General features: G+C 52.6%; 20 protein-coding genes. 3 read left to right on the top strand and 17 right to left on the bottom strand.

All coding sequences use genetic code 11. The annotated features are described in order from the left end of the window. Positions 1–109: 109 nt before the first annotated feature. Positions 110–817, bottom strand: coding sequence for a metallophosphoesterase (locus F556_RS36330; RefSeq protein WP_020617944.1), 708 nt, complete (start codon positions 815–817; stop codon positions 110–112). Positions 818–960: 143 nt separating this feature from the next. Here F556_RS36330 and F556_RS0115775 point away from each other — a divergent pair, with 143 nt between their 5' ends. Further along, entirely contained in the window at positions 961–1,779 is an 819-nt protein-coding gene (locus tag F556_RS0115775; RefSeq protein WP_020617943.1) for an SDR family NAD(P)-dependent oxidoreductase, read from the top strand. 357 nt (positions 1,780–2,136) lie between these two features. Continuing rightward, positions 2,137–2,895 (top strand): GNAT family N-acetyltransferase, encoded by a 759-nt coding sequence (locus tag F556_RS0115770; protein WP_020617942.1) that lies wholly within the window; start codon positions 2,137–2,139, stop codon positions 2,893–2,895. On the opposite strand, the gene F556_RS34190 is transcribed toward F556_RS0115770, so the two are convergent. From F556_RS34190 to F556_RS0115680, 16 genes are all read right to left on the bottom strand, one after another. Beyond that, positions 2,892–3,488, bottom strand: a complete 597-nt coding sequence (locus F556_RS34190) for a class I SAM-dependent methyltransferase (protein ID WP_245583077.1) — start codon at positions 3,486–3,488, stop codon at positions 2,892–2,894. The two genes, F556_RS0115770 and F556_RS34190, sit on opposite strands and share 4 nt — an antisense overlap. Then, entirely contained in the window at positions 3,458–3,685 is a 228-nt protein-coding gene (locus tag F556_RS38800; RefSeq protein WP_245583076.1) for a hypothetical protein, read from the bottom strand. The genes F556_RS34190 and F556_RS38800 overlap by 31 nt, the downstream gene beginning before the upstream one ends. After that, positions 3,682–4,071, bottom strand: a complete 390-nt coding sequence (locus tag F556_RS34185) for an MmcQ/YjbR family DNA-binding protein (protein WP_020617941.1) — start codon at positions 4,069–4,071, stop codon at positions 3,682–3,684. The genes F556_RS38800 and F556_RS34185 overlap by 4 nt, the downstream gene beginning before the upstream one ends. After that, on the bottom strand, positions 4,068–4,808 hold the full coding sequence (locus F556_RS34180) for a phosphotransferase enzyme family protein (protein WP_020617940.1): 741 nt from the start codon (positions 4,806–4,808) through the stop codon (positions 4,068–4,070). The genes F556_RS34185 and F556_RS34180 overlap by 4 nt, the downstream gene beginning before the upstream one ends. Positions 4,809–4,835: 27 nt before the next feature. After that, positions 4,836–6,287 (bottom strand): RtcB family protein, encoded by a 1,452-nt coding sequence (locus F556_RS0115740; RefSeq protein WP_020617939.1) that lies wholly within the window; start codon positions 6,285–6,287, stop codon positions 4,836–4,838. A 332-nt stretch (positions 6,288–6,619) separates the two neighbouring features. Next, on the bottom strand, positions 6,620–9,412 hold the full coding sequence (locus F556_RS34175) for a polysaccharide lyase family 8 super-sandwich domain-containing protein (protein WP_083938013.1): 2,793 nt from the start codon (positions 9,410–9,412) through the stop codon (positions 6,620–6,622). Between the two features lie 201 nt (positions 9,413–9,613). Beyond that, complete coding sequence (locus tag F556_RS0115725) at positions 9,614–10,027, bottom strand: 3-hydroxyacyl-ACP dehydratase FabZ family protein (protein WP_020617936.1); 414 nt, start codon at positions 10,025–10,027, stop codon at positions 9,614–9,616. Position 10,028: 1 nt separating this feature from the next. Beyond that, the gene (locus F556_RS0115720; protein ID WP_020617935.1) at positions 10,029–10,751 is read right to left on the bottom strand and encodes a metallophosphoesterase family protein; all 723 of its coding nucleotides are present in this window, start codon (positions 10,749–10,751) and stop codon (positions 10,029–10,031) included. Next, positions 10,744–11,637, bottom strand: a complete 894-nt coding sequence (locus F556_RS0115715) for a PhzF family phenazine biosynthesis isomerase (protein WP_020617934.1) — start codon at positions 11,635–11,637, stop codon at positions 10,744–10,746. The genes F556_RS0115720 and F556_RS0115715 overlap by 8 nt, the downstream gene beginning before the upstream one ends. A 27-nt stretch (positions 11,638–11,664) precedes the next feature. Then, a complete protein-coding gene (locus tag F556_RS0115710) occupies positions 11,665–12,339 on the bottom strand; it encodes an HAD family hydrolase (RefSeq protein ID WP_020617933.1) in 675 nt (224 codons plus the stop codon). 16 nt (positions 12,340–12,355) lie between these two features. Beyond that, positions 12,356–12,961 (bottom strand): histidine phosphatase family protein, encoded by a 606-nt coding sequence (locus F556_RS0115705; protein ID WP_020617932.1) that lies wholly within the window; start codon positions 12,959–12,961, stop codon positions 12,356–12,358. A gap of 19 nt (positions 12,962–12,980) precedes the next feature. Further along, positions 12,981–13,679 (bottom strand): class I SAM-dependent methyltransferase, encoded by a 699-nt coding sequence (locus F556_RS0115700; RefSeq protein ID WP_020617931.1) that lies wholly within the window; start codon positions 13,677–13,679, stop codon positions 12,981–12,983. Positions 13,680–13,788: 109 nt separating this feature from the next. Beyond that, entirely contained in the window at positions 13,789–15,018 is a 1,230-nt protein-coding gene (locus tag F556_RS0115695) for a GAF domain-containing sensor histidine kinase (protein WP_020617930.1), read from the bottom strand. Positions 15,019–15,148: 130 nt separating this feature from the next. Next, a complete protein-coding gene (locus tag F556_RS0115690) occupies positions 15,149–15,469 on the bottom strand; it encodes a hypothetical protein (RefSeq protein ID WP_020617929.1) in 321 nt (106 codons plus the stop codon). After that, positions 15,470–16,336: an S-layer homology domain-containing protein gene (locus F556_RS0115685; protein WP_169447598.1), complete on the bottom strand. Its 867-nt coding sequence runs from the start codon at positions 16,334–16,336 to the stop codon at positions 15,470–15,472. Between the two features lie 65 nt (positions 16,337–16,401). Beyond that, positions 16,402–16,983, bottom strand: coding sequence for a hypothetical protein (locus tag F556_RS0115680; RefSeq protein WP_020617927.1), 582 nt, complete (start codon positions 16,981–16,983; stop codon positions 16,402–16,404). Positions 16,984–17,244: 261 nt separating this feature from the next. Between F556_RS0115680 and F556_RS0115675 the strand changes: the two genes are divergently transcribed. After that, positions 17,245–21,174: a X2-like carbohydrate binding domain-containing protein gene (locus F556_RS0115675; RefSeq protein ID WP_020617926.1), complete on the top strand. Its 3,930-nt coding sequence runs from the start codon at positions 17,245–17,247 to the stop codon at positions 21,172–21,174. The last annotated feature ends 260 nt before the right edge of the window (positions 21,175–21,434 follow it).

Genomic DNA, 21,434 nt, shown 5'->3' with positions numbered 1-21,434 from the left:
AGCTTGGAAAACAACACATGGTTCCTCACAACTATGCATGCAAAAAAAACGCGAACTACGTCGCGCTGAGGCAGCTTAAAATTGTTCATAGCTTTATGCAATGGAAAATTCACCTGGATGGACCAGGGAGTGTTCGCTCTGCGATCTGACATGAAGCGATGTTGTATACATAATAGAGGCGGTGCGTGAGATCGACGAGCGCGAGGGAACGTGAGGCTTCAATGGCATAGGTATGCGCGCCGAGGTCACAGTTCATCCGGGCACCGTCATGAAGAATAAATTCGCAAGGGGTATGACCATGAATGATCGGTCGGCCTTGCGTACAGTTCAGAATGAGTTCCCGGGGATAGGCGTAGAAATCGAGCTCCGACATCCAGACAATTTCGCGGTCCTGCCGATCCGGGGCATCATAAGGCACCAACCCCGCATGGGTATAAACATAATCCTCGTCCTCGAATACGAGCGGCAGAGTACCGACCCAGTCCGTACACGCACGGAGTTCACTCTCTCGGCGAAATGCCTTTTTCAATGAAGGCAGAGTCCCCTTCCCTGCATGAGTGAGCCACATGTCTGAACGGCCGTCATAATACCAGCTCATCATTTCCTCGTGGTTGCCAGTCAGCACAATAACTTGCTCTGGGTATGCAATAGCCAAGTTCCGCAGTTCCCGCAGCACCTCTCCGCTCGATGGTCCCCGACTGACCATATCTCCACCGACGACCAGTTGATCGCTTGCCGGCTCATACCGCGCATGCTCCAGCAACTTCATCAAGCCCGTATGCTCGCCGTGAATATCGGTAATAAATAGCTTTCTCATCAAATGGCTCCTTGCTCCGTATGTAGTCTGTTTATTGTACCATGTGCATTTCTGCCGGAGTAACATCCGCTATAAAAGGGTAATGTAGGAAATGAAACGGCATTATGCCGAGTACCATCAATCGTTAGGAAGGAGTTGAAAATATGAACGCTCCACAACAAAAAAGCCGGGTCGCACTGGTCACTGGCGCCGGGCAGGGCATTGGCCGCGGCATCGCCAGTGTACTGGCGCAAAAGGGCTACCGGTTGGCGCTTACCTATCACAGCAGCTCGGAGGGTATTGAATCGTTTGCCCAAGATATGCGCCATACCTTTGGCGCACAGCCATTCGTGGTGAAATGCGATTTGACGAAACCGGAGGACGCCAAACGAGTGGTCTCTGAAACACTCGAAGCCTGCGAACGGATTGATCTGGTGGTTAACAATGCGGGAGGCGGCAATAACAAGCCTCTGATGGAGATGTCGGCAGAGGATATAAATGCCATTGTCCAATTGGATTATGTTGGTCCCATGCTGGTAGCCAAGCACGCTGCCGCAGCGATGATCGAACAGGAGATTCCCGGCAGCATTCACTTCATTACGTCTTCCCGCGGCGAACGTGCCTACCCTGGCGACAGCATCTATGGCGGGATGAAGGCCGGACTCATTCGCTCCTGCGGATCCCTGGCACTTGAGTGGGCCCCACATGGCATCCGAGTCAACTGTGTGGCGCCGGGCGCGACGGTGCATAACCTGGACCAGGATGCCTATGAGGAACCACTCGGTCGAAAAATTCCAATGGGACGGATGGGCACACCCGCCGACATCGGCGAAGCGATTGCCTGGCTTGCCTCCCCGCAGGCGTCCTACATCACGGGCGTCAATCTGCGTATAGACGGTGGCCTGATCTTGCCCGGCATGCCCGAGGACACCTCCGAGGAAGCCGGCTATGGCTGGGGACGCGTGTACAAGCCCGAGGAATAGACGCAGAACACCCTCTGCCACATAAAGCATGGCCCAGCACCTTCATGCCCACGGTAGCCGTAGGGGTGAAGGTGTTTTTTGGGGAGGCCTACATCCGCACGCCTACCAAGCTCCATCTATAAAACGCCGTCTATTTTCCGTTATTATGCTGATTTTCATTAAAAATTGTTGCATACGACGCATATTTTCCGCTAATCCATTAGTAACCATTGGTTACCGCCGCAATTGCAACCAGTAACGGAATATATGCGTCATATTAGCAGCATGCCGCCCGAAAGGTCTGTCTTAGCGGAATCAATTGAATAATTATTCATTATTATATATAATTATTCAATTATACCGAGAGGAGTCCGCTAGATGACCGCACCTGCCCGAACGCTTGAGGAAATGACCCTGAATCATTGGCAGCCGCTCACAACCACGCTGTATGATGGCTGGGTGCTGCGGTTTGCCAATGGGTATACGAAGCGGGCCAACTCCGTCAGCCCGATGTACGCCTCAAATTTGTCTATGGATCAAAAAATTGCAACCTGCGAAGATAGCTACAGTAGGCGAGACTTGCCAACCATTTTTAAGCTGACGCCCTTCTCGGAGCCAGCAGAGTTGGATACAGAATTAGATCGCAGAGGGTACTACGTGGTGGAACCATCCATGGTGCAAACGCTGGAGTTGAGTGACCTGCCGCCCACTTCCAAAGAAACAGCTGCGACTATTGGTCCACTCTCTGAGAAATGGATTCAGCATTTTTGCGAATTGGCTCAGTTGGAGGAAAAACATTTGCAGACGATGTACCAGATGCTGAGCTCGATTGCTGCAGATGCTGGTTATCTGTTGCTATATCGCGGAGATAACGTCGTTGGTTGCGGTCTGGGGATTGTAGAGGGGGACTACATCGGGTTGTATGACATCGTCATTGACTCTCAACTGAGGAATCGCGGGTTGGGGGAGCAATTGCTGCTTCATCTGCTGCATTGGGGTCGTGAACATGGCGCGAGCCGCAGCTATCTGGCGGTCGTTCAAGCGAACGCGCCAGCGCTGCGGCTCTATGCCAAGCTGGGGTATACTGAGGCTTATCACTATTGGTATCGAGTCAAAGACAAGACGCATTCCAACTAGACCGTTGCCCGAACCAGATAACGCACAAAAGTCGTCGCCAGCCCCGCCTCTGTAGCATGGCGCTCAAATCGTCGTGTGATTTCACACAAATCTCTAGATTTCAACTCTTCAATCAACGCAGGCGTCTGCCCGAACAGTATCATCTGCAGCACATCAATGGGCGCATGCAAGTAAGCCACGCTTGTTACAGTTTCAATCTCGGTATGCTCGAATCCGCCTTGTTGCAGCCGTTGCTTCAGAACATCAAGAATTGGCGTCCCGGGAGCTGGCGGCGATCCACACCATTCAGGAAAAATCTCTGCTAGCTCATTAGCTTCTACATCGCCAGGATGAATGGACAGCAGACGCCCGCCGGGAGCCAGCACACGCTTCACATCCAGGTAAGCAGAGGTTGGCCCTCTTCGATTGTACACGACGTCAAATGCCCCATTCGAAAAGGGAAGTGCCTCCTTCGTATTCGCGGTCACGAAGGAGACATTGCCCGGCAAGTCTCCCATCTCTAACCGGTTATACTCGCTGGCTGCATCAATACCGACGACCTGCTCGGCTACCTCACTCCACCTTAGGGCGAACTCGCCATGGCCGCAGCCCACATCAAGACCCGCTTGCCCGGAACAGCCCCTGCGACCTCACGCTCAAACATGGTCTCTCCGTTGGGCTCTGTGATCGTGGATTGCCAGTTCCATTCATACCGTCCTGTCAGCCTACCGAGTTGGGCATACCAAGCATGAGAATGCGGCTGGAGCCATTTGCTATGTAACCGTGGATGGGACAGTTTCTCCTGACTCATCCTTCCACCCCATTCTCCTCAAATCTTGGAAGCTCACCAACCACTTCTCTTTCGGCACGGGTCAGCTTTGCCCATACGAGTCGGTACGACTCCTGCAGCATCGTAAGAATGACTGGCTCTGGAACCCGACCATCCAGGAGCACAGTATTCCAATGCTTTTTATTCATGTGATAGCCAGGGATCACCGCGCCAGGGTAGGTTTCCCGCTGTAACCAAGCCTCCTCGGGCAGAGTCTTGAGATTGACGCTCTCGACACCGTCATAGGTGCTCAGCAAGGCAAACATCTTGCTGCCCACGAACAGCACAGGCATATCCGGATAAAACGGGCAGCGGACCGTTGTGCCCGGCCACCCCAGCGCCACCTTCTTCAATTGCTCTGCATTCATTCGAACTCCTCCGGATTCTCCCCCATGCGGGCGACCCGGATAACCTCAAGGTAGGGGGCCAGCTCTTCCCGCGTCACACCCATAGCCTCCAGGTAGAGATCGGTGAGCTGGACTTTAAGCCGCAGCATTTCTTCACGATCAGGAGCAGTCGCAGAGTAAGGGGTGTACTGCATGAGATACACACTGCGGGCAATATCGTAATGGCGGACGCCGCGGCACACATTTAGGAAATCGATAACGACCGGGCCGGTATCGGTCAATAGAATATTGCCCGGATGGAGATCTCCATGGCAGAGCGTATCGCCATCAGCAAGTTGGTCCAGCACACGGAGTGCCTCCGTTTTCGTCTCGGGATCGGCAACCGACGGCCTTTCGATGCCCCATCTCAAGAAATCCTTGTAATAGGGAACTCCAGAAACCTGCTGCTTGAGCAGTGAACGATGTACGTCAGCCAGATACGTTGCACACTCCTGTAGATCGCCAGTACGCATCGTCCATTCCAGCAGCGGATCACCATCCACGAGATCATAAATAATTCCCTGTCGGTCTTCATGCACAACCCGCTCATACGCAATCGGCTTGGGAAAGTCCAGCTCCCGAATGGCCTGTGTATTATCGAATTCCCTTGCTACGGCATCTTCCGCATACCCCGCACGATACAGCTTCAACACTTTGTTCTCGCCCCAAGCATATACGGTTGCCGTATTCCCTTGTCCAATGACGCGCTTCTCGTCCATCCCCATCCTCCTCAAAGTTTTCCTTCGTTATTTGGTTCCTTTGATCGTAGCCAGCGGCTTGCACTTGGCCACAACGGCTGCCAGCCCTGCACCTGTAACACTATCCATAATTTCATCTACATTTTTGTAAGCTTGCGGTGACTCATCGATGATGGACTCGAGGGAATGGTGGTTGACGACCACTTCATCTTCTGTCCCCACATTCATCGCACGGGCGAATTGCTCGACCGACACGACTCGTTTGGTGGCAGACCGCGAGCGGATGCGCCCGGCTCCATGGCAGATCGAGTAGAAGTTCTCTGCGCCGCCTGGCTGACCGACCATCAGATACGAGGCCGTCCCCATCGACCCGGGAATGAGCGCCGGATGTCCAGTTCCGAGGTAAGGCTTGGGATTGTCAGGATGCCCGGCAGGCAGCGCCCGTGTGGTACCCTTGCGATGGACGAACAGCTCTCCCTCTGTATCGTGTTGTTCTGTCCAGGCATAGTTGTGCATCAGGTCGTAGAGCGTCGGCAGCTCGCATTTGGTGCCGAATACATCGCGGAATGCTTCGCGGATGGCGTAGGCAATCAGATGCCGGTTCACCACCGCATAATTCAAGGCGGAGTACATTAAATTCACATAGCGCTGGCCTTCCGGATGATCTAGTGGCGCGAACAACAACTTGGGATCGGCGGTGCCGAGTCCCAGCTCGCGCATCACCCGGCTGAAGCCTGCCGTACTGCCCTGACTGACTGCGCCGCCCCAGGCCCGCGAGCCCGAGTGGATCATGACAACGATCTGACCGTCGTACAGACCCCAGGCCTCCGCAATCTCACGTTGCTCCTCAGCAATCTCAATAGCCTGGATTTCAGCAAAATGATTGCCGCCGCCGAGCGTTCCCAACTGCCGGTGCGCCCGGTGCCAGGTCGCGTCCGGAATAGCATCCAGGACGCTCTCGTCAAAGGCAAACCGGCTGCTCTCGACATGGGTCAGCGCCGTCGATTTGCGCGGCGTGTAGCTGTCCGGCAGATACTTGCCAGGCAGGCCATGAAGCCCCTTGCGAACGATATGCTCCAGCCGGATGTCGGAGAACTGACCACGCTGATGCGCCTCCATGGGCAGATAGCGCTCGATGCGCCGGACCAGCTTGCGGCGAAGCTCTACGCTTTGCAGGTCCCGCTTGTGGAGGTTGGTGAGATGCACCCTCATGCCGCAGCCAATATCACTGCCGACAATAGATGGGGATACATAGCCCCCTTGTTCTTGCCAGACCGCCGTCGTGCCAATGCAGGTTCCGACACCTACATGTACATCTGGAGTATAGCTCATATAACGAATGTTAGGAATATGCAAATTGTTATTGGCCATATCCAGGACCTTGTAGTCCAGCGTGGCAAACTGCTCTTCATTGGCATAGACGCGCAAGCGTCCGCCCGGCAGCTCCACCTCGTGTTGATAACGGGCATGTTCACCCGATGGGTTTATTTGTGTTTCCATACGATAGGTTTAGTCCTTTCTTATTCCGTTACAGGTAAATTTATATGCAAAAAAGCCATGGCTCGAATAGCCATGGCTTCGACATTCTGGCGGTAGAGCATAAGCAGGAAAGGCATTTCCGTTCCTCCTGCCAAGCTCTGATCCCGCCCGCGACGCACGTCATCTGCGCATCATGTTGTCCGATGAAGACCGATGGTATCGAGTTGTGTATATGCAATTGCTGCTCTACTATGTGTAATTGTCATGACCCATCGGCCTCCCTTCGTAATGAATTGCAATCATCATAAAACGGCGTTGCCTGTTCTGTCAACCCTTTTATTGGTAAGACGGCTCTACTCGACCAACTCAAGCTTCACGGCGTCAGCTACGACGAAGCCCGTTGTACCAGTGTTGCTGATGGTTACGCTGCCCGAGGTTCCTTCATTGAATGGATAGTTACCCAGCTCCACCCACACCCCACCATTCTGCGTCTGGTCGATGGTGACACTGCTGGAACCGCCGCTATGAATGATGTCCACGGGTATAGCTGTTGACCGGTTAAAGTGTGCCGGCCACATCATATAAACACGGTAATTCCCGGTGGTCGGAATATCTGGCGTATAGACAACGGACTTGGTTCCCTTGTCGCGATTGTCATCATGCAGATAGTTGGGCCCATACCGGTCAATCTGTGTGCTGGCAGTCTTCCAGGCTCCGATTCGTGTCACACCCGAAGGATCTGCATTGTCCAGGATGATACTGACGGGCGGCGGTGGGGGTGGCGGCGCTGTGCCTGGTTCAAAGGAAGCCGTGAACGCCCTCCCCTTGGCGCCCGCCACCTGAACAGTCAGCTTGACCGTTGGACTGAGCTGGGTAACGGTGATCCCCGGCTCGGCAGTGAAGCTGCTAGCCGAATAGTCCAGCTCCAGTTCAATACTGCTGCTGTTCAACTGCGTCGGGTCACTGACAGCAACACTCAATCCGCCATTGCTATCTTCACGTGTCATGACGGAGGATTTGCGGTTGGCAGAAATGCCGCCTGCACTCGTCCACTGATCCGTCCAGATGTTCACCGCCGTCACGCCCAGCCCGGTTTCTCTGACCGCCTGCACGAGCTGTGTATTCGCCAGCACCTCGATCTCAGGAGAGGCTGCGTAATTTGCCACTTCGGCAGCCGAACGGCCAGGAAGCAGAACATATTGATAGCTCTCATCCGCAGGGTTCACGCCATGGTCCAGCCAGAGGGTCTGATAGTTTCGGGTGACCGGTGTTGTGGGCGTCACCGACCGGATATTAATCTGGCGCCAATTGCCTGTGCGCGCTTCGCGGACGGCTTTGACGTCTGTTGCTTGAGGAAAATAGTAGCCAATATCTGCACCAGGTCCGTTGCTGCCCGCCAAATGCATCCAGGAAACGCCAACCAACGTGTCTGACCAGCCTGGAAGCTGCGGCTTCAGGGCACCATCCACCGTTAATGCGTTCTGGCCGGTGCTATCCAGCTTGCGGTTCTCCACAATCGTCTCGACCGCTACGCCGTCTGTGCTCGTGATCCCGCTGCCTAACGCAACCACCTCGTCGTCGAAGAGGAACCAGGATTTACGGCCGTTCAGCGCATGCCCCGAGTAATTCAGATCCATTCCGGCGACCCCATTTTCTTCATCCAGCACCGTTCCGCCAGTCCAGGGACTGGAGCTCCGATGGGTTGGCGTTGCCGTCTGGGACAACACGGTTGTGCCCGGCAGCCGATAAGGGTCCACGGTCGGCCAATAGTCTTCGCTATAATGCCCGAGGTCGCTGTTGTAGAGACTGATCATCCCTGCAGACGTATACCAAGCCTTCGCATTCTCGCTATTGATAGCTTCGAAGCTGCTGATGCGACTGGAGTACATCCCCAGACCGATCGCATAATCCGGGCGGTGCTGAACCGCCCGATCCATTGCCGGATACGGCCTGTACAGCATGAGCGCATCCCGGGGCGCAAGGGACGGATCTGTCATGAGTGTCTTGGCTTCTGCAATCAACGGGACCGGAGCAGCGTCGTAGAAGCTGAGGAACGTATCCGCCTGTAGCCAGCCAATGACCATCCTTCGGAAGTCCAGCGCTTGGGGCGCTGGCGCGATCTCGGCTAACCGCAGAATGCCCTGGATCGCAACATGACCTGCGGCATGATCCTGGCGGTACACCCGCGAAATCTCGCGTCCTCGTACCATATCCATCATTGCGCCTTTGTAGATCAGCGGCTCGTAGGCATCGTAGACCCAGCCCCATACATTGGCGCTGTTCGGATCCGTCACCTCCCATGGCGAACCGTGCAGCATGGCCATGAGATCGCTAACCGCGAGCAGCAGGTCCAAGCCGTAACCGCCATTGTAAGGGATGGTTGCGTGCTGAATAAAGGAGCCATCCCGGTAAAAACCGTCGCCGCTCAAGGCGTAAGGGAAGATAGCCGATAGCCCGTCACGAGCCATGGTTAGCTTGGTTGAATCCTTGACGAGGATACCGCGTACGGCAACCACAATGGCTTTCCAAGAGCGATTGGCGCCCGTCAGATTAACTAGCGGCGTAAAGCGCTCCACCGCGTTCATATAGTTCGTCACTTGCACCGGGGTAAGCTGATCGTACATCAGGATAACAATGTCACCCAGCTGCATCGGGATACCGATCTGCCAATCCCACCAATTGCTGGTGCCGCTCGGTGTGGTCGTCACATGCTCGTGGTAGCGGGTTGCATACATATAGTCGAGCGCTCCAATCAGATCCGTAGCCAGCGTCGGGTCACCGTGCAACTCGGAGCCTTCCGTCGCATAAGCCAGTGCCAGCGCCTTGAGTCTTTCGTAAGTGATGCGGATGTGGATGGAGTTACCCGTACCCGCCTGGTCACTCCACAGGTGTGTCCGTGACGGCGAGACATTCATCGTCGACCAGTATTGCTCGGCCTGATCCGTGATTCGTGCCGCAGCGGCCGTGAGATCAGGATCTGTCCAGGTCAGTCCCGTTTCACCGGTCAGCATTACCTTGCGCTTTTCCCGCATCGCATCATACGCATCAGATGCCAATGCCTGTGGCGGGACAGCCGTCCCCCAGATTCCAGTAAGCAGTACCACCATTACCAGCCATTGAACCATTCGAACCCAACTCTGTCTCATCTGCTCATCACCTTTTCACTCAGGATATGAAGCGCTTACAAATTATCGACTCCGTGACACGTGGTTAGCAATCCCCTTGTGCTTCATCTCATGCCATCTCAGCTTACATGAGCCTGTCCATCCGGTCGATGATCAATACTCGCCTCTTGGTGATGTATTCCGAACAATGAAGGTAACACAAAAAAAGAGCGCTACGGCATCTCACCCGCGCGCTCCCGATTGAATAAAAATCGTGATCTCCTCCGCTTGTACAAGCACTTGACCACCCACTGAAGCTTCCGCCCTGCCCATGACAAAACCTCGCTTGGCCTTGGTCACCTCATAAGTCATATCGACACGATCGCCGGGCCTGGCTTGACCATAGCACGCTACACCTTTCATCGAGGAGAAGAAGCCAATACTGTGCTCCCCTTGAATTGACGTAAATGCCCCAAGCTGCGCCAAGGCTTCAATGATCATCGTATGAGGCATGACAGGGTCATGCTCCGACATATACCATTCATTCGTAGTTACCAGCTTATAGCCCGTCACCCGTTGTCCTGACTCCAACTCGACGATCCGGTCTACCATCAGAAATGGATAGCGGTGGGGTAAAACGGAGGTTATGTCTGTCATTTTACATCTCCTCTTGCAGGGAATTTTGAATACATAGGGTAGAATAGCTTCCGCCTTCGTGGATCAGCCCGTTCAACTGCAGGCCGTACGCACATCCGCCGTCGATCCCAATCTTCCCTGGTCCGAACCAGACATCTGGCGACCCATGGAGCTCGACCGCCCGTGTATGGCCGAACACAACCGTTTTATTCCGCAAAGCAGGTGAACGATGGAACGGCTCTTTAATATACATGAAATCATAAGCCGGCTGGTCTCGCCAGTTAGGATAGTTCGGGTTAAGGCCGGCATGCACATAAATATGTTGGTCATCCTCATAGTAGAGAGGCAGCGAATCCAAAAAGGCGAGATGGTGCTCGTAGTGCCTCCCAATCTCCTGCCTTGCTTGCTCAAATCCCTCTGTGCTTAATTCGGATGTTATCTTACAGTAACTATGGATAGTCTGTAGGCCGCCATGTGCCAAAAACCTGTCCGTCACTGTCCCGTCAACGCTGCGTACCCAATCGACCAACCGCTGGTCATGATTGCCTTTCAATGCAATGACTCGATTGCATTGCATCAGCTCCATGATATAGTCGACCGTTTCTCTGCTGCAAGGCCCCCGGTCCACATAATCGCCAAGCAGGAGGAGCTTGTCCGCATCCGGCTGATAATTCATCTCGCTTAAGAGTTCCTTCAATGGGGCAAGACAACCATGAATATCACTAATCATCAGAACCCTAGTCATGCGGAATCACAACCTCCATAGGTTTCACAAAGTTAGCCGTACCCGTAATAGTCACCGTCATCCCTTGTCGGTTTTTGTCTATTTTCACACTAACCCTTCCATCCTTGCCAATCTCCTGGCCTTGCTCAATGATGCATCTGAAATGATTCGCATTCGGGTTGATATAAGTCAAATAATAAGCACCCATGACACCGGATGCCGTGCCCGTCACCGGATCTTCCACCGTGCCGGAATAAGGCGATGAAAAATGCCGGGCATGCATGAATGCCTCGGGATCGTAAGTCTCCAAGCAAAACGGGTGAATGGAGGAGCGGGGGTTCTCTGTCAAAATATCGGGAAATTGCTCGTTCCGGGGTTTCATCTGTTTAAACGCGTCCAGCTGTTTGATGGGGATCAATAAGGTCCAGGTCCCGGTGCTCCCATACACAATCGGCAGTGTTTCATCCAAGTCCTCTTCGCGAAGTCCCATCGAGACAGCCAGGGCTTTCGTATCCCCGTGAAAGGGGAGGAACTTCGGCTGGTCCTGCTGCATCGTAATATAGATCACCCCATCCACAATCTCAAAAGCGATCGGCAGTACCCCAACATTGGTCTCAATCAAAATCTCGTTGGAATCCGACAAAAACCCTCTCGTTTTCAATGCATACAAGGCTGCCATGGTAGCGTGTCCGCACAGGTTAATTTCATGACCCGGCGTGAAGTATTTCAATCTCACATCCGCTCGCTCTGATGGAAGTACGAACACGGTTTCATTAAAGCCCACCTGGTGAGCAACAGCCTGCATGTCCTGGTCGGTATACGCTTCCCCATTCAGAACGACGCCTGCCGGATTCCCTTTCCCCGGTTGTGTTGAAAAAGCTTCATAATGATATACGGTTACGTTCATTCTGCATAGTCCCTCCAGCTAATTCCATTATAGTGTTGAGAACAAATCGCGTAATTCCCCCAAGTGCTTGATGCTATGAGTGGGCGTTGTCGCCAGTTCCTCCTGCCAAGGCTGATTGACCTGAATCCATATGGTCTTCATACCCAGCTTGGCAGCTGCCTCAATATCATTGATGGGGTGATCACCGATGAATAGACAGGCTTGCGTATCTACGCCCAGTCTTTCGACTGCCATTTTGAAAATGGCGGGATCCGGTTTCTTTATTCCCGCCTCCTCGGATACGAGGATGACATCGAAGGCATCCCGGATGCCCAGCCGGTCGATTTTTCCATACTGAACCTCATTCCTGCCGTTGGTAATTAGTCCTGTGAGGTAGCCCGCTTCTCTGACCAGCGCAAGCGTCTCCTTGGCCTGTTCCATCAGCACCGCGTTATTCACGTACTCCGCCATATAAAAGTCCATCAACTCCGAGGCCGTCGGACGTTCGCGCCAAGGCAGCTCCTCAAGCAATTCATTGAATAACTGGTGTTTGTCCTTATAGCCATCCTGATCCCGTTCAATAATAAGCTCGCACAGCTCTGTCGTAGAGGAAAGATGGGCAAAATAGGTCGATGCAAATAGATCCGTAAATGCCTGGAACGTCTGTGTCCGATCCAATAAGGTGTTATCCAGATCAAATAAGATGGCTTGAAGGTTCGACATGGTTGCCTCCTTGGTCTTAAGAATTAGGCATTTCGTATATGCCCGCCTCGCCCAAAAAATCAGCTCGAGATAGTCTTTCCTCCCCTAACATCTCTCTGTAGCTCGTGATCGTCCCGTCATGGGTAAGGAAGAGTATTCTATTGAAATCCAGAACCTTAATTGATGCCAAGAACGCACGAGCTCTTGCATAGAAATCCTTTGTCGGCATCTGGTTGATCCCCTCATCCCAACAATCCGCCGGCTCCCTACTCACAATGCAAACGGAAGGATAAGCTTGCTCAATTTCCTGCCGAGTCAGCGTCTGGTCACACCTTAGCGGCGCCCAGTTCGGATGCAACGGATCTGTTTCTTCTCCGAACTGCGGGTACATTCTCGGTCCGATCAGCGGAGACGTAAGTATGGCTGTATCGGTTGCATCTGTCACTAAAATTTGAGCCGCCTCAATCGTGCGAACGGTCGGACTGACAAAGATCAGGTCCCTGGAAGTGACGTTAAGCCTCCGTTGAAGCTCTCTGATTTGAGCTACCCCCAATTCCGTAAGACGAGGATGAAGAATATTCAGCCGATCAGGAACAGGCAGATTATGTTCTCCTTGACCATGTCGAATGAACAAGAGCCGCATGATCCGTCACCTCTTCCGTTTAGGGTCGATAAATCCGCAAATATTGATTGGCATTCTGCTGAAACTCATAGCTGGAGGTGCATACCTCTGTCTGCCACTGCTCCTGCTCAATTAATGCCAGGATTGGATCGAGATGAACTGACTGCTCACTCTGCTGATCCACCAGGGGGAAGATCCGGATCTCCCGGCGTGTGACCCGCATCAACTCCAGCAGTGCAGCTTGGTGAAATGCCAGGTCCAGCCGTTCTGAGTACATAAACAGCAAATGAGCGGACAGCGTCATATCAAATGAATCGTCGGCAAACGGCAGCTCAGGCAAGACGGCATGGAGGTAACGGGACGGATGCTGCAGCCGATCCGCGGTGGAGTCTTCGAGCGCCCGTATCCTGTGCTGTTTCAATGCCTCTGTATTGTCAAAATACGTCCACAAGTAGCCCGCTTTCACCTTTTCCACTTGCTCTACGCCATGTTTGATATCTTGCAATCCTTTGATCTTTAACTCCTCGGGTTCGAATGCGAAGGCGAGATCCACTGCCGTAACATCACCGCCCATCTGATTGGCGTAAGCCGTGAAGGAGCAAGCGCCTGCCGGGCAATCCAGGATTTCATTTTGCAGAATGTCCGCTTCGGTAAGATTAAACATGGCTATATATTCTTCATACGTGCGTCCGATGAAAATAATCCGTTCAAGGTCCAGTCCTTGCTTCAACTCCGACATGCTTCTAACCCCTTTTCCATTTCCTACTAGTATATCAAATCCGCGATCTCTTCGCGTGACAAAAAATAGACCTGTCAGGCCGAAGCCTGCAGGTCTACTCTAAATCTTCTTATACGCTAACCGCTTGCTCTTGTCTCATAATAATTCGACATGCGAAGCAGCTTCCCTCGGAGCTAGACTCCATCAGCCAGACATCGCCGTGCATGCGTTCGGCTAACTGCTTACAGATGGAGAGGCCCAGGCCTGCTCCACTATACTTGCCTGAGGCCTTCTCATCATGAACTTGGGAGAATGACCGGAACAGCAACTCATGCCGATCCTCCGGAATACCAATTCCAGTGTCACGGACTTCACAGTTGATAACAGCCGTATCCCCCGCCCCTGCTTCCACATGCACCGTCAGCTTCACTTGCCCCTGCTCCGTAAACTTCAAGGCATTGCCGATCAGGTTAATCAGAATCTGACGGAACTTGTTGCTATCTCCGATCAAAGTCATATTTGCATCCAGCTCGGTAGTGAATTGTACCCCTTTGCGATTGGCTTCTGGTGTGAACAGCTTCCCGATGTAATCGAACAGTTCACTCAGTTGGAACGGGTGATCCGCCAGTTCAATGGTCTCTGCTTCATTCTTGGAGTAGGTTAGAATCTGGTCCATCATGGACAGTAGCGAAGAGCCACTCGTCTCAATGACATCGACATAACTCTTCTGCTCCTCCGTCAAATCTGTCGATTGAAGCAGTGAGGTCATGCCAATAATACCATTCATCGGTGTACGGATTTCGTGGCTGAGAACGGCCAGCAGATTCGACTTCTCCTTCATCTGCATCGCTACTTTCTCTTCCGCTTGCCGCAGCTGATTTAATGCAAATTCCATCTCCAATAATTTGGTGAAGAAATCGGACAACGCTACCATTAACTCAACATCTTTGGGGTCATAGGAATAGTACTCATGGTCAAATGCGCATAAAGAGCCGTACATCTCACCCTCAGCATCAATAATGGGGACGCCCAAAAAGGAGCAGCCGCCTACAAACTCGGTCGCATCCATATCCTTGGTCAACGGATGGGTCAGATTGTTTTCTATAACAAGGGGACCTTTCATGTGCTCCGTAACAAGCGCACAGTAGGACTCTTCATTAGCGACCACAAGTCCTTCTCCTAGCATAACCTTCTCGCGATTGAACGCTTTGATGACTTTCGTGTTATCTGGATCAAGATTAGCGATACAAAATGTATTTGCAGGGATTAAGCTGCTGGCTGTCTCGATCAGATGTGCTGCAGCGTCATATACTTTTCGTGATACAATCGACAGCACATCAATATAACCAGTTTTGAGCACAACCTTTGCCTCCCTTTTGTTTGAAAGATGCACTCAGTATAGCATACCTTGACGTAAGTTGCGCATATCGACAATAATCATCATATTTTTTGCACAATTACACACAAATCGACGCCACAAATAGATAGAATCAGGTTTCCTGATTCTCTTTTTGTTTAACCTTGTCGAATATCTTTTGAATCGCAATAAGAATAATAGATGTTAATACTGGGACGAGCAGGATAAATGGATCATCTGCGACTCGTTCATAAATCAATTTAGGATTTAGCAGGAGACGAACAAATAATACAACCATCAGAATCGTAAATCCCCAGCCAAACCATTTAAATACCTGTACGTAATAGCGTTTTAAACGTTCTAAGGATGTTAAGGCCAGGAACAAGGTAAAGCCAAGAATCAGCCAGATTAACACGTATTCAACAAAAAACTCAAAGGCAGAATAATTGTCCATCTACTGTTCCAAATAAATATTAATCATTTTTGCAGGCATTCCGACATACGCAAATAAAATAATTGTTAGGGTATAGGACTTTTCCGGGTCTAATGTAAGCTCAAATGAACTCACTTCTTCGGAGAGCCACCCTCCATGAACATTCGGACCAAACTCCTCACTCAAATCGAACGACATTGGCGTCGTGATCTCGTAAGGAATGTCCACTGTCACCGTAAAAGTTTCTTCGGAACGTTCTGTGGGGACCGCAATATAATTTCGTGTGGGGATCGGATAGAGGCTATCTTCAAAAGATGTAAAAGTATAGCCCGGAATAGATATATCGGCCCAGGAATCGTCTTGGTATTCAATGACGGCCTGCAGCAACGTTATAGCCTCTGCCCGGGTCAAGCCTGCCTTGGGTCGAAATTGACGATCAGGATCCCCCTCCATTAGGCTGGCACGAAAAAGGGCCGATACTGCGTCCCGACTCCACTCCGCCAAATCTTCCGCATCCGCATACAGAAGGAGCCTCGGTGCGGGTTCGAACCCCAACATACGTGCCGTTATCACGGCTGCTTCCTCCCTTGACACTACTGCCTGGGGACGAAAGGTACCATCTTCGTAGCCTATGACATACTCCAAGGCAATAGCACTCGCTATCTCTGAATAGGCCCAGTGGGTAGGAAGCATGTCATCAAAATGCACTTCCCCTTCACCGTTCCATTTGAAACTGCGGCTCATTAGGGTAACAAGCTCGGCTCGAGTAATCGTTTGGTCTGGAGCATACTCTGCATCACCATAGCCCTGTAATCTTCCTTCTGCAATCCATTGACGAATCGTTTCCTCCGCCCAATGCCCTTCAAGATCATCCACTGTCGCAGCCATCGTCGGCATGCCTCCTAGCAGCACACCTGCGACGAGCCCGCCAGCCAACCATTGCTTCCAACACCTCATGCGATAATTTCCTCCAGATTCATAATCGCCAGGAAGTACTCCACGATTTCAGAATGCTTCATCTCTTGGCCCTGGTAAGCAATGGCCTTCTTGAGTGCTTCTATTCTGTCTTCTTCTTTGCCAAGGACAGCCAGTGCATCCAATTCAACTGATTCAAGGGCTTTCCGCACCAGTGCCTCATAAGCTCCATCATTATAAAACTGACCGATCAACTCATTCACTGCCTCGGCCAGATCTCCTGCATCTCCATAGAGCAGATCGTGCGGGTCTTGGTTCGGATACTTTGACTCCAGCAGCTCGATTACTGCTTCGTGATCAATCATGTAGGAATAACTAAATCTCGCTTTTTCCTCACCACTTGCCAGTAGCACATACTCCCATCCCAAGTCCTCCGAGTGCGTAAAATAGAGAATGGGTACCTCTTTCGAAACTTCGATTAGTTGTTGCTCAATTTCCTCTACGGCCCCTGAGAACACTAACCACTCTTCATTTAATGGTTGAAAGGCTGTAATGCCCAAATCTTCAAGCTTCTTTTCAAAGCTAACTCTGGTCACAAAAGCAGAAGTATGCTCGCTCATTTGTTCACGCTCTCCTATCTCTATGCAATGGCATGGAATCTATCCATATAAACATACTTCAAAAGGAAGTTTAATGTAAAGAACTTCCACCCTCACACATAGGTGGTTAGAAAATCATTTACAGAATGGGTTGGTGACGTTACAATACCATACAGGGATGGTACATGTAACATACAAGTACATAACAACACATGTAATATTTGTCCTTTTCTCTACCATCCTTCTGTTCTCGTATCCATATCCTATACAGGAGGAATGTTTATGCCCACTCGCATCTATACGCAGCTTATCCTTCGAACGTTGGTTCTCGCTTTGTTGACATCTTTGTTTGTCGTCTCGCATCCTCAGACTGGCTGGAGTAATAGTACCAATCTTCTCGCCAATCCCGGTTTCGAGAGCTGGAACGGCACATCTCCCACCGGTTGGACCTTGTTAAAAGTGGGAAGCGCCACCGTCGAGCGACTCACTCTGGCTGCAGACGTAGCCGACGGGGATAGCTCCGTGTCGCTTCGCGCCCCTCTGGCAGGAGACCGTTCGGATCTGAGAGTCGACGGTATCCCGGTCACCGGCGGCGAGCCCTATGAGGTTTCTTTTGTCTATCGCAAGCCCGCCAATACCTCCACCTCCATTCACAACTTCCGCCTCACCTATCGAACCTCCCAAGGGACAGCCATTACGCCGACGCATGTCGTCCAGCTGCCTGCAACCGCAGCTTCCAATTACACACCTTACTCTGCTATTGTGAATGCTCCTGCAAATGCTGCATCCGTTACCTATGAATGGGATATCCGTAACGGCGGCCGGCTGGATCTGGATCTCGCCCGGTTCGCTCCCTATGTGGAACCCCCGCCTGTTTTGACCTTCGACAAAAAACCTGCCCTGCAGGCAGACCTGACACTCTCCATTGACCTAACCGGACGGGTCGTCACTGGCCTCTCGGACGGTTTGAGCACCCTGACCAAGGGCTCTGACTATTGGATTCTTGGCGGAGAGATCGTCATTAGTCGTGCCTTCCTGGCTGCTCAACTGACCGGCCCTCTAACACTAACCATTACATTCTCGACCGGACCAGAGGAGGAAGTTGATGTGGTCATTACAGACAGCTCACTCCCGGATCGCGGACCCAACCTGCTCACCAATGCCAACCTGGACAGTTGGAGTGGCACTTCGCTACCCGGCTGGACTTTCAATACTGGTGGTTCAGGCAGCATTACCCGCGCCAATACAGCTGGCTACCGGCATAGTGGCAGTGCTGTGCGGCTAGACGCGCCGGGGGCTGGCGACCACGCGGCCTTAACCCAAGCCGCGCTCCCTGTGGAGCCTTATTCGACCTACCGGGCATCATTTAAGTACCGGACGTCATTCGTGTCGGGCGAAGCTCGGCTGCAAGTGCTGTTCAAAAGTGCCGATGGCCTCACCTTGTCCAATCCTTACACAACCTTGATGACCGAGGAGCATGACCGTTTTGCGACTTCGGCAGAGCTCGATGTCACTGCCCCGCCGGGAGCGGTTAGCGCTACAGTGGTCGCGGAGGTAGAGTATGGCTTGGTCTGGGTAGACACAGTCGTGTTTCAGGATATTGCAAACCAGGTCGTGAACGGCAGCTTTGAGCGTCCGGTTCCGAACAATGGATGGGACACAGTCACCTCTCCCGCCTCGTCTGGAGCGACGACCGAATGGTTGGCCGCAGGGGGGCATGATCTCGGCGGAGCCATGCAGGTCACCACCAGCGGTACCGCCGAGGAGGTCATATTGAACCAGTCACCTATCCCATTGGTCGATGGCATCCGCCGCTTCAAAATCAACGTCCTGTACCAGATTGTTGATACGGATTCAACACACCAGTCTCGTGTACGCTTGACCTGGCTGGATGCAACCGGCATGCCTCTGGGGGCATGGGCCCCTTTTGAAGCTGAGGCCTTTGATTCATCCGGAGAGTGGCGGCGACTGACTCAGGTGCTCCTGAAGCCTGAAGATGCTGCACAGCTGCGTTTGGAGCTGATCTCCGGTGGAGGCGTAGGTGAGACACGGTGGGACGGTATTACAATCGAGCCGTGGCTGGATTTGTATAAGGCCGACGGCACCCTGGCTTCCGATATTGAGATGGCTTATGACTGGTCCAATGAAATTCCACCAGACGTGTACTGGTCTCTCATACCCGAAGCGACCACCACGCCTGCACAAGGGTCGGTGTGGACGAGCGAGCTGGTGCGGCGGCACTTTTTTGGACTGGACGGTTACTACTATCTGAATGCCTACTCGCCGATTAACAACAAGCTTGCCCTTGGTCAATTATCCACGCTACCAGTGACCGTGGGTGTGGCGGCAGGTCCGAATGATCCTTCAAGTGTTTTCGCTGGAGATTTGCCGTACAATCCCATTGTGTCACCTACAGGGCCGGGAAATGAGTATTACCAAGGCGGCAACCAGTCTGCGGCCGGTAACCATGCCGTCATGAACCGTTTGACTGGAGATCCCAGCTTCCGGGACCGGTCCGATGATATGGTTAATTTCAGCTTTTATACGCAGTATACGCCTGATGGGGACAACGATTTTGTGCGCAACCATTACCCCGACGAGTGGCAGACGCTGCTCGACACTGGACGTAATGTAGCTTATCGTGGCGGTTGGGACTATAAATTCAACTGGAACTGGACCAATGTTTACGGCTATACGTATCCCAAGCACTCGCCGGATGGCCACGTCAATGCCCAGATTGGCGCCCGTTTGATCCATGCGTATCATGTCAACGGTGACCCTGAGCTGCTGGATGCCGTCTACGACTATGCGTATTATCAATTTCCGCGCACAGGCTTCAATAAGGGCAGCTACAGAGGCAGAACCTACTATTATACGGGGTATGGTCCATCAACGACGGGGATACCGGACGATGCCAGCAACCCGCTTGGCGATGCGTCGGACAATGTCAATGCGGCCAAAGCCCATCTGTTGGCTCAACTGGGTTACCTGAAGCAGGATGCCAAAATGCTGGAGCTCGCCCGCGGCCTGCTCTGGTATCTGGTGAGAGAGTACGAGTATGATAGAGCTTTCTTCTATGATGCAGCCGAGAATCCACTCAATACGACCAGAGCCGTGCTCGATCAGAGTCATGAGATCATGCTGGTGTGGGACGCTATGCATGCCTTTGCCTATTTGAAGGAAGCTGGTGTTGAGATCGGTCCGGAGGAAGACGTATGGCTGGACGCTTACGACATGACTGCGGAGACGGGGCTGTGGTATCAGGGTTCACGGCATCTGAAGGCGCTAAAAGCTTATGACGGCACCCTTGCTCCAGACGAAACCCTGACCGTTGTTACCTATGTTCAGGTCAACGGAGAAGGACAATACGCGGATGTAGTGTGGTTCGACGAGTTGGGAACCGAAACCGTGCGTCCTGCCTCGCTAGATGTTCGGGTCTCCCGCGTTGTGCCACCGACGTCGGGTGAACCTGACTGGACGGTTGATCCATCGCGCGATGCCGTTCTGACAGTTATGCCCGAATTATTGGAGACAGAGGGTATGGTCCTGCCTTGGTCTCTGGCCAAAGGGGAGATGTACCGCATCGCCTACGATGTGACCCTGACACCGGACTTCGACCGGCTGACGGACACGATGCCTAATAGTGGTCTGGCTATTCCTGCAGCAGGGGGCACGGAAATGGTTGGCGGAATGGCCCCGCCGCTTAGCATCGACTTGAACGTTGATGCCAGCTCCATGCTGAGCTACCCCGCACAGCTATACTTCCCGTTCGCCAGTGCGATTGGGGCGGAGCTGGAGTTGGGTGTAGCGCCTGCTTCGTCAACGTACGTGCCGCCGGTTGCCGTTAGTCCGGCTGACAGCTACCGCTTCCACTTTAAGGATCTGGCTCCTGTGAGCGTCACGGGTCCGTTTACGAATGGCATCTATGGCCATACGACCTTCAAAGGCAGTATCGCCTACTCGATCTTTGTGCCTGACACCGCTCCAGCCTCAGCCGACTACTCCGTTACGTTGGAGCGACTTATCGGCGATTCCGCCTACCAAGCGTCAATCGACAATGCGCCGCTCGCGGCAGAGACATTGGTATCCTCGACGCTTCGTACGTCGACGCATGATCTGGGCACCGTGACTCTCACGCCAGGCTGGCACACCCTGCGGTTTGATACGCCAGGCAGCATGGGCGTACTAAATTTGACCTTAACTGCGCAGTAAGCAGCTTAACCCGATGTTTGGTAAGGGGCCTTCGGGCCCACTTTTTATGCCGTTGATGCGCGTTTGGCGGGGAGCGCAACGAACCAAGGGCAAAATGTTACTTGGATCTGGCGTTTGGCGGGGAGAGCGACGAATAAGGGGTAAAATGTCACTTGGATCCGACTTCTGGCGGCGAGAGCGACGAATAAGGGGTAAAATGTTACTTGGATGCGGCGTTTGGCGGGGGAGCAACGAACCAAGGGTAAAATGTTACTTGGATC

The organism is Paenibacillus daejeonensis DSM 15491 (genome assembly GCF_000378385.1).
In the GTDB taxonomy this organism is placed as follows: Bacteria; Bacillota; Bacilli; order Paenibacillales; family Paenibacillaceae; genus Paenibacillus_D; species Paenibacillus_D daejeonensis.
Note: the sequence above shows the minus strand (reverse complement) of the source record. Positions and strands in the feature narration are given on the sequence as shown.

Bases quoted from the DNA above. Each gene is read 5' to 3' on its own strand.
- F556_RS36330 (WP_020617944.1), bottom strand. From the start codon at position 817: ATGAGAAAGCTATTTATTACCGATATTCACGGCGAGCATACGGGCTTG.
- F556_RS0115775 (WP_020617943.1), top strand. From the start codon at position 961: ATGAACGCTCCACAACAAAAAAGCCGGGTCGCACTGGTCACTGGCGCC.
- F556_RS0115770 (WP_020617942.1), top strand. From the start codon at position 2,137: ATGACCGCACCTGCCCGAACGCTTGAGGAAATGACCCTGAATCATTGG.
- F556_RS38800 (WP_245583076.1), bottom strand. From the start codon at position 3,685: ATGAGTCAGGAGAAACTGTCCCATCCACGGTTACATAGCAAATGGCTC.
- F556_RS34185 (WP_020617941.1), bottom strand. From the start codon at position 4,071: ATGAATGCAGAGCAATTGAAGAAGGTGGCGCTGGGGTGGCCGGGCACA.
- F556_RS34180 (WP_020617940.1), bottom strand. From the start codon at position 4,808: ATGGACGAGAAGCGCGTCATTGGACAAGGGAATACGGCAACCGTATAT.
- F556_RS0115740 (WP_020617939.1), bottom strand. From the start codon at position 6,287: ATGGAAACACAAATAAACCCATCGGGTGAACATGCCCGTTATCAACAC.
- F556_RS34175 (WP_083938013.1), bottom strand. From the start codon at position 9,412: ATGAGACAGAGTTGGGTTCGAATGGTTCAATGGCTGGTAATGGTGGTA.
- F556_RS0115725 (WP_020617936.1), bottom strand. From the start codon at position 10,027: ATGACAGACATAACCTCCGTTTTACCCCACCGCTATCCATTTCTGATG.
- F556_RS0115720 (WP_020617935.1), bottom strand. From the start codon at position 10,751: ATGACTAGGGTTCTGATGATTAGTGATATTCATGGTTGTCTTGCCCCA.
- F556_RS0115715 (WP_020617934.1), bottom strand. From the start codon at position 11,637: ATGAACGTAACCGTATATCATTATGAAGCTTTTTCAACACAACCGGGG.
- F556_RS0115710 (WP_020617933.1), bottom strand. From the start codon at position 12,339: ATGTCGAACCTTCAAGCCATCTTATTTGATCTGGATAACACCTTATTG.
- F556_RS0115705 (WP_020617932.1), bottom strand. From the start codon at position 12,961: ATGCGGCTCTTGTTCATTCGACATGGTCAAGGAGAACATAATCTGCCT.
- F556_RS0115700 (WP_020617931.1), bottom strand. From the start codon at position 13,679: ATGTCGGAGTTGAAGCAAGGACTGGACCTTGAACGGATTATTTTCATC.
- F556_RS0115690 (WP_020617929.1), bottom strand. From the start codon at position 15,469: ATGGACAATTATTCTGCCTTTGAGTTTTTTGTTGAATACGTGTTAATC.
- F556_RS0115685 (WP_169447598.1), bottom strand. From the start codon at position 16,336: ATGGCTGCGACAGTGGATGATCTTGAAGGGCATTGGGCGGAGGAAACG.
- F556_RS0115680 (WP_020617927.1), bottom strand. From the start codon at position 16,983: ATGAGCGAGCATACTTCTGCTTTTGTGACCAGAGTTAGCTTTGAAAAG.
- F556_RS0115675 (WP_020617926.1), top strand. From the start codon at position 17,245: ATGCCCACTCGCATCTATACGCAGCTTATCCTTCGAACGTTGGTTCTC.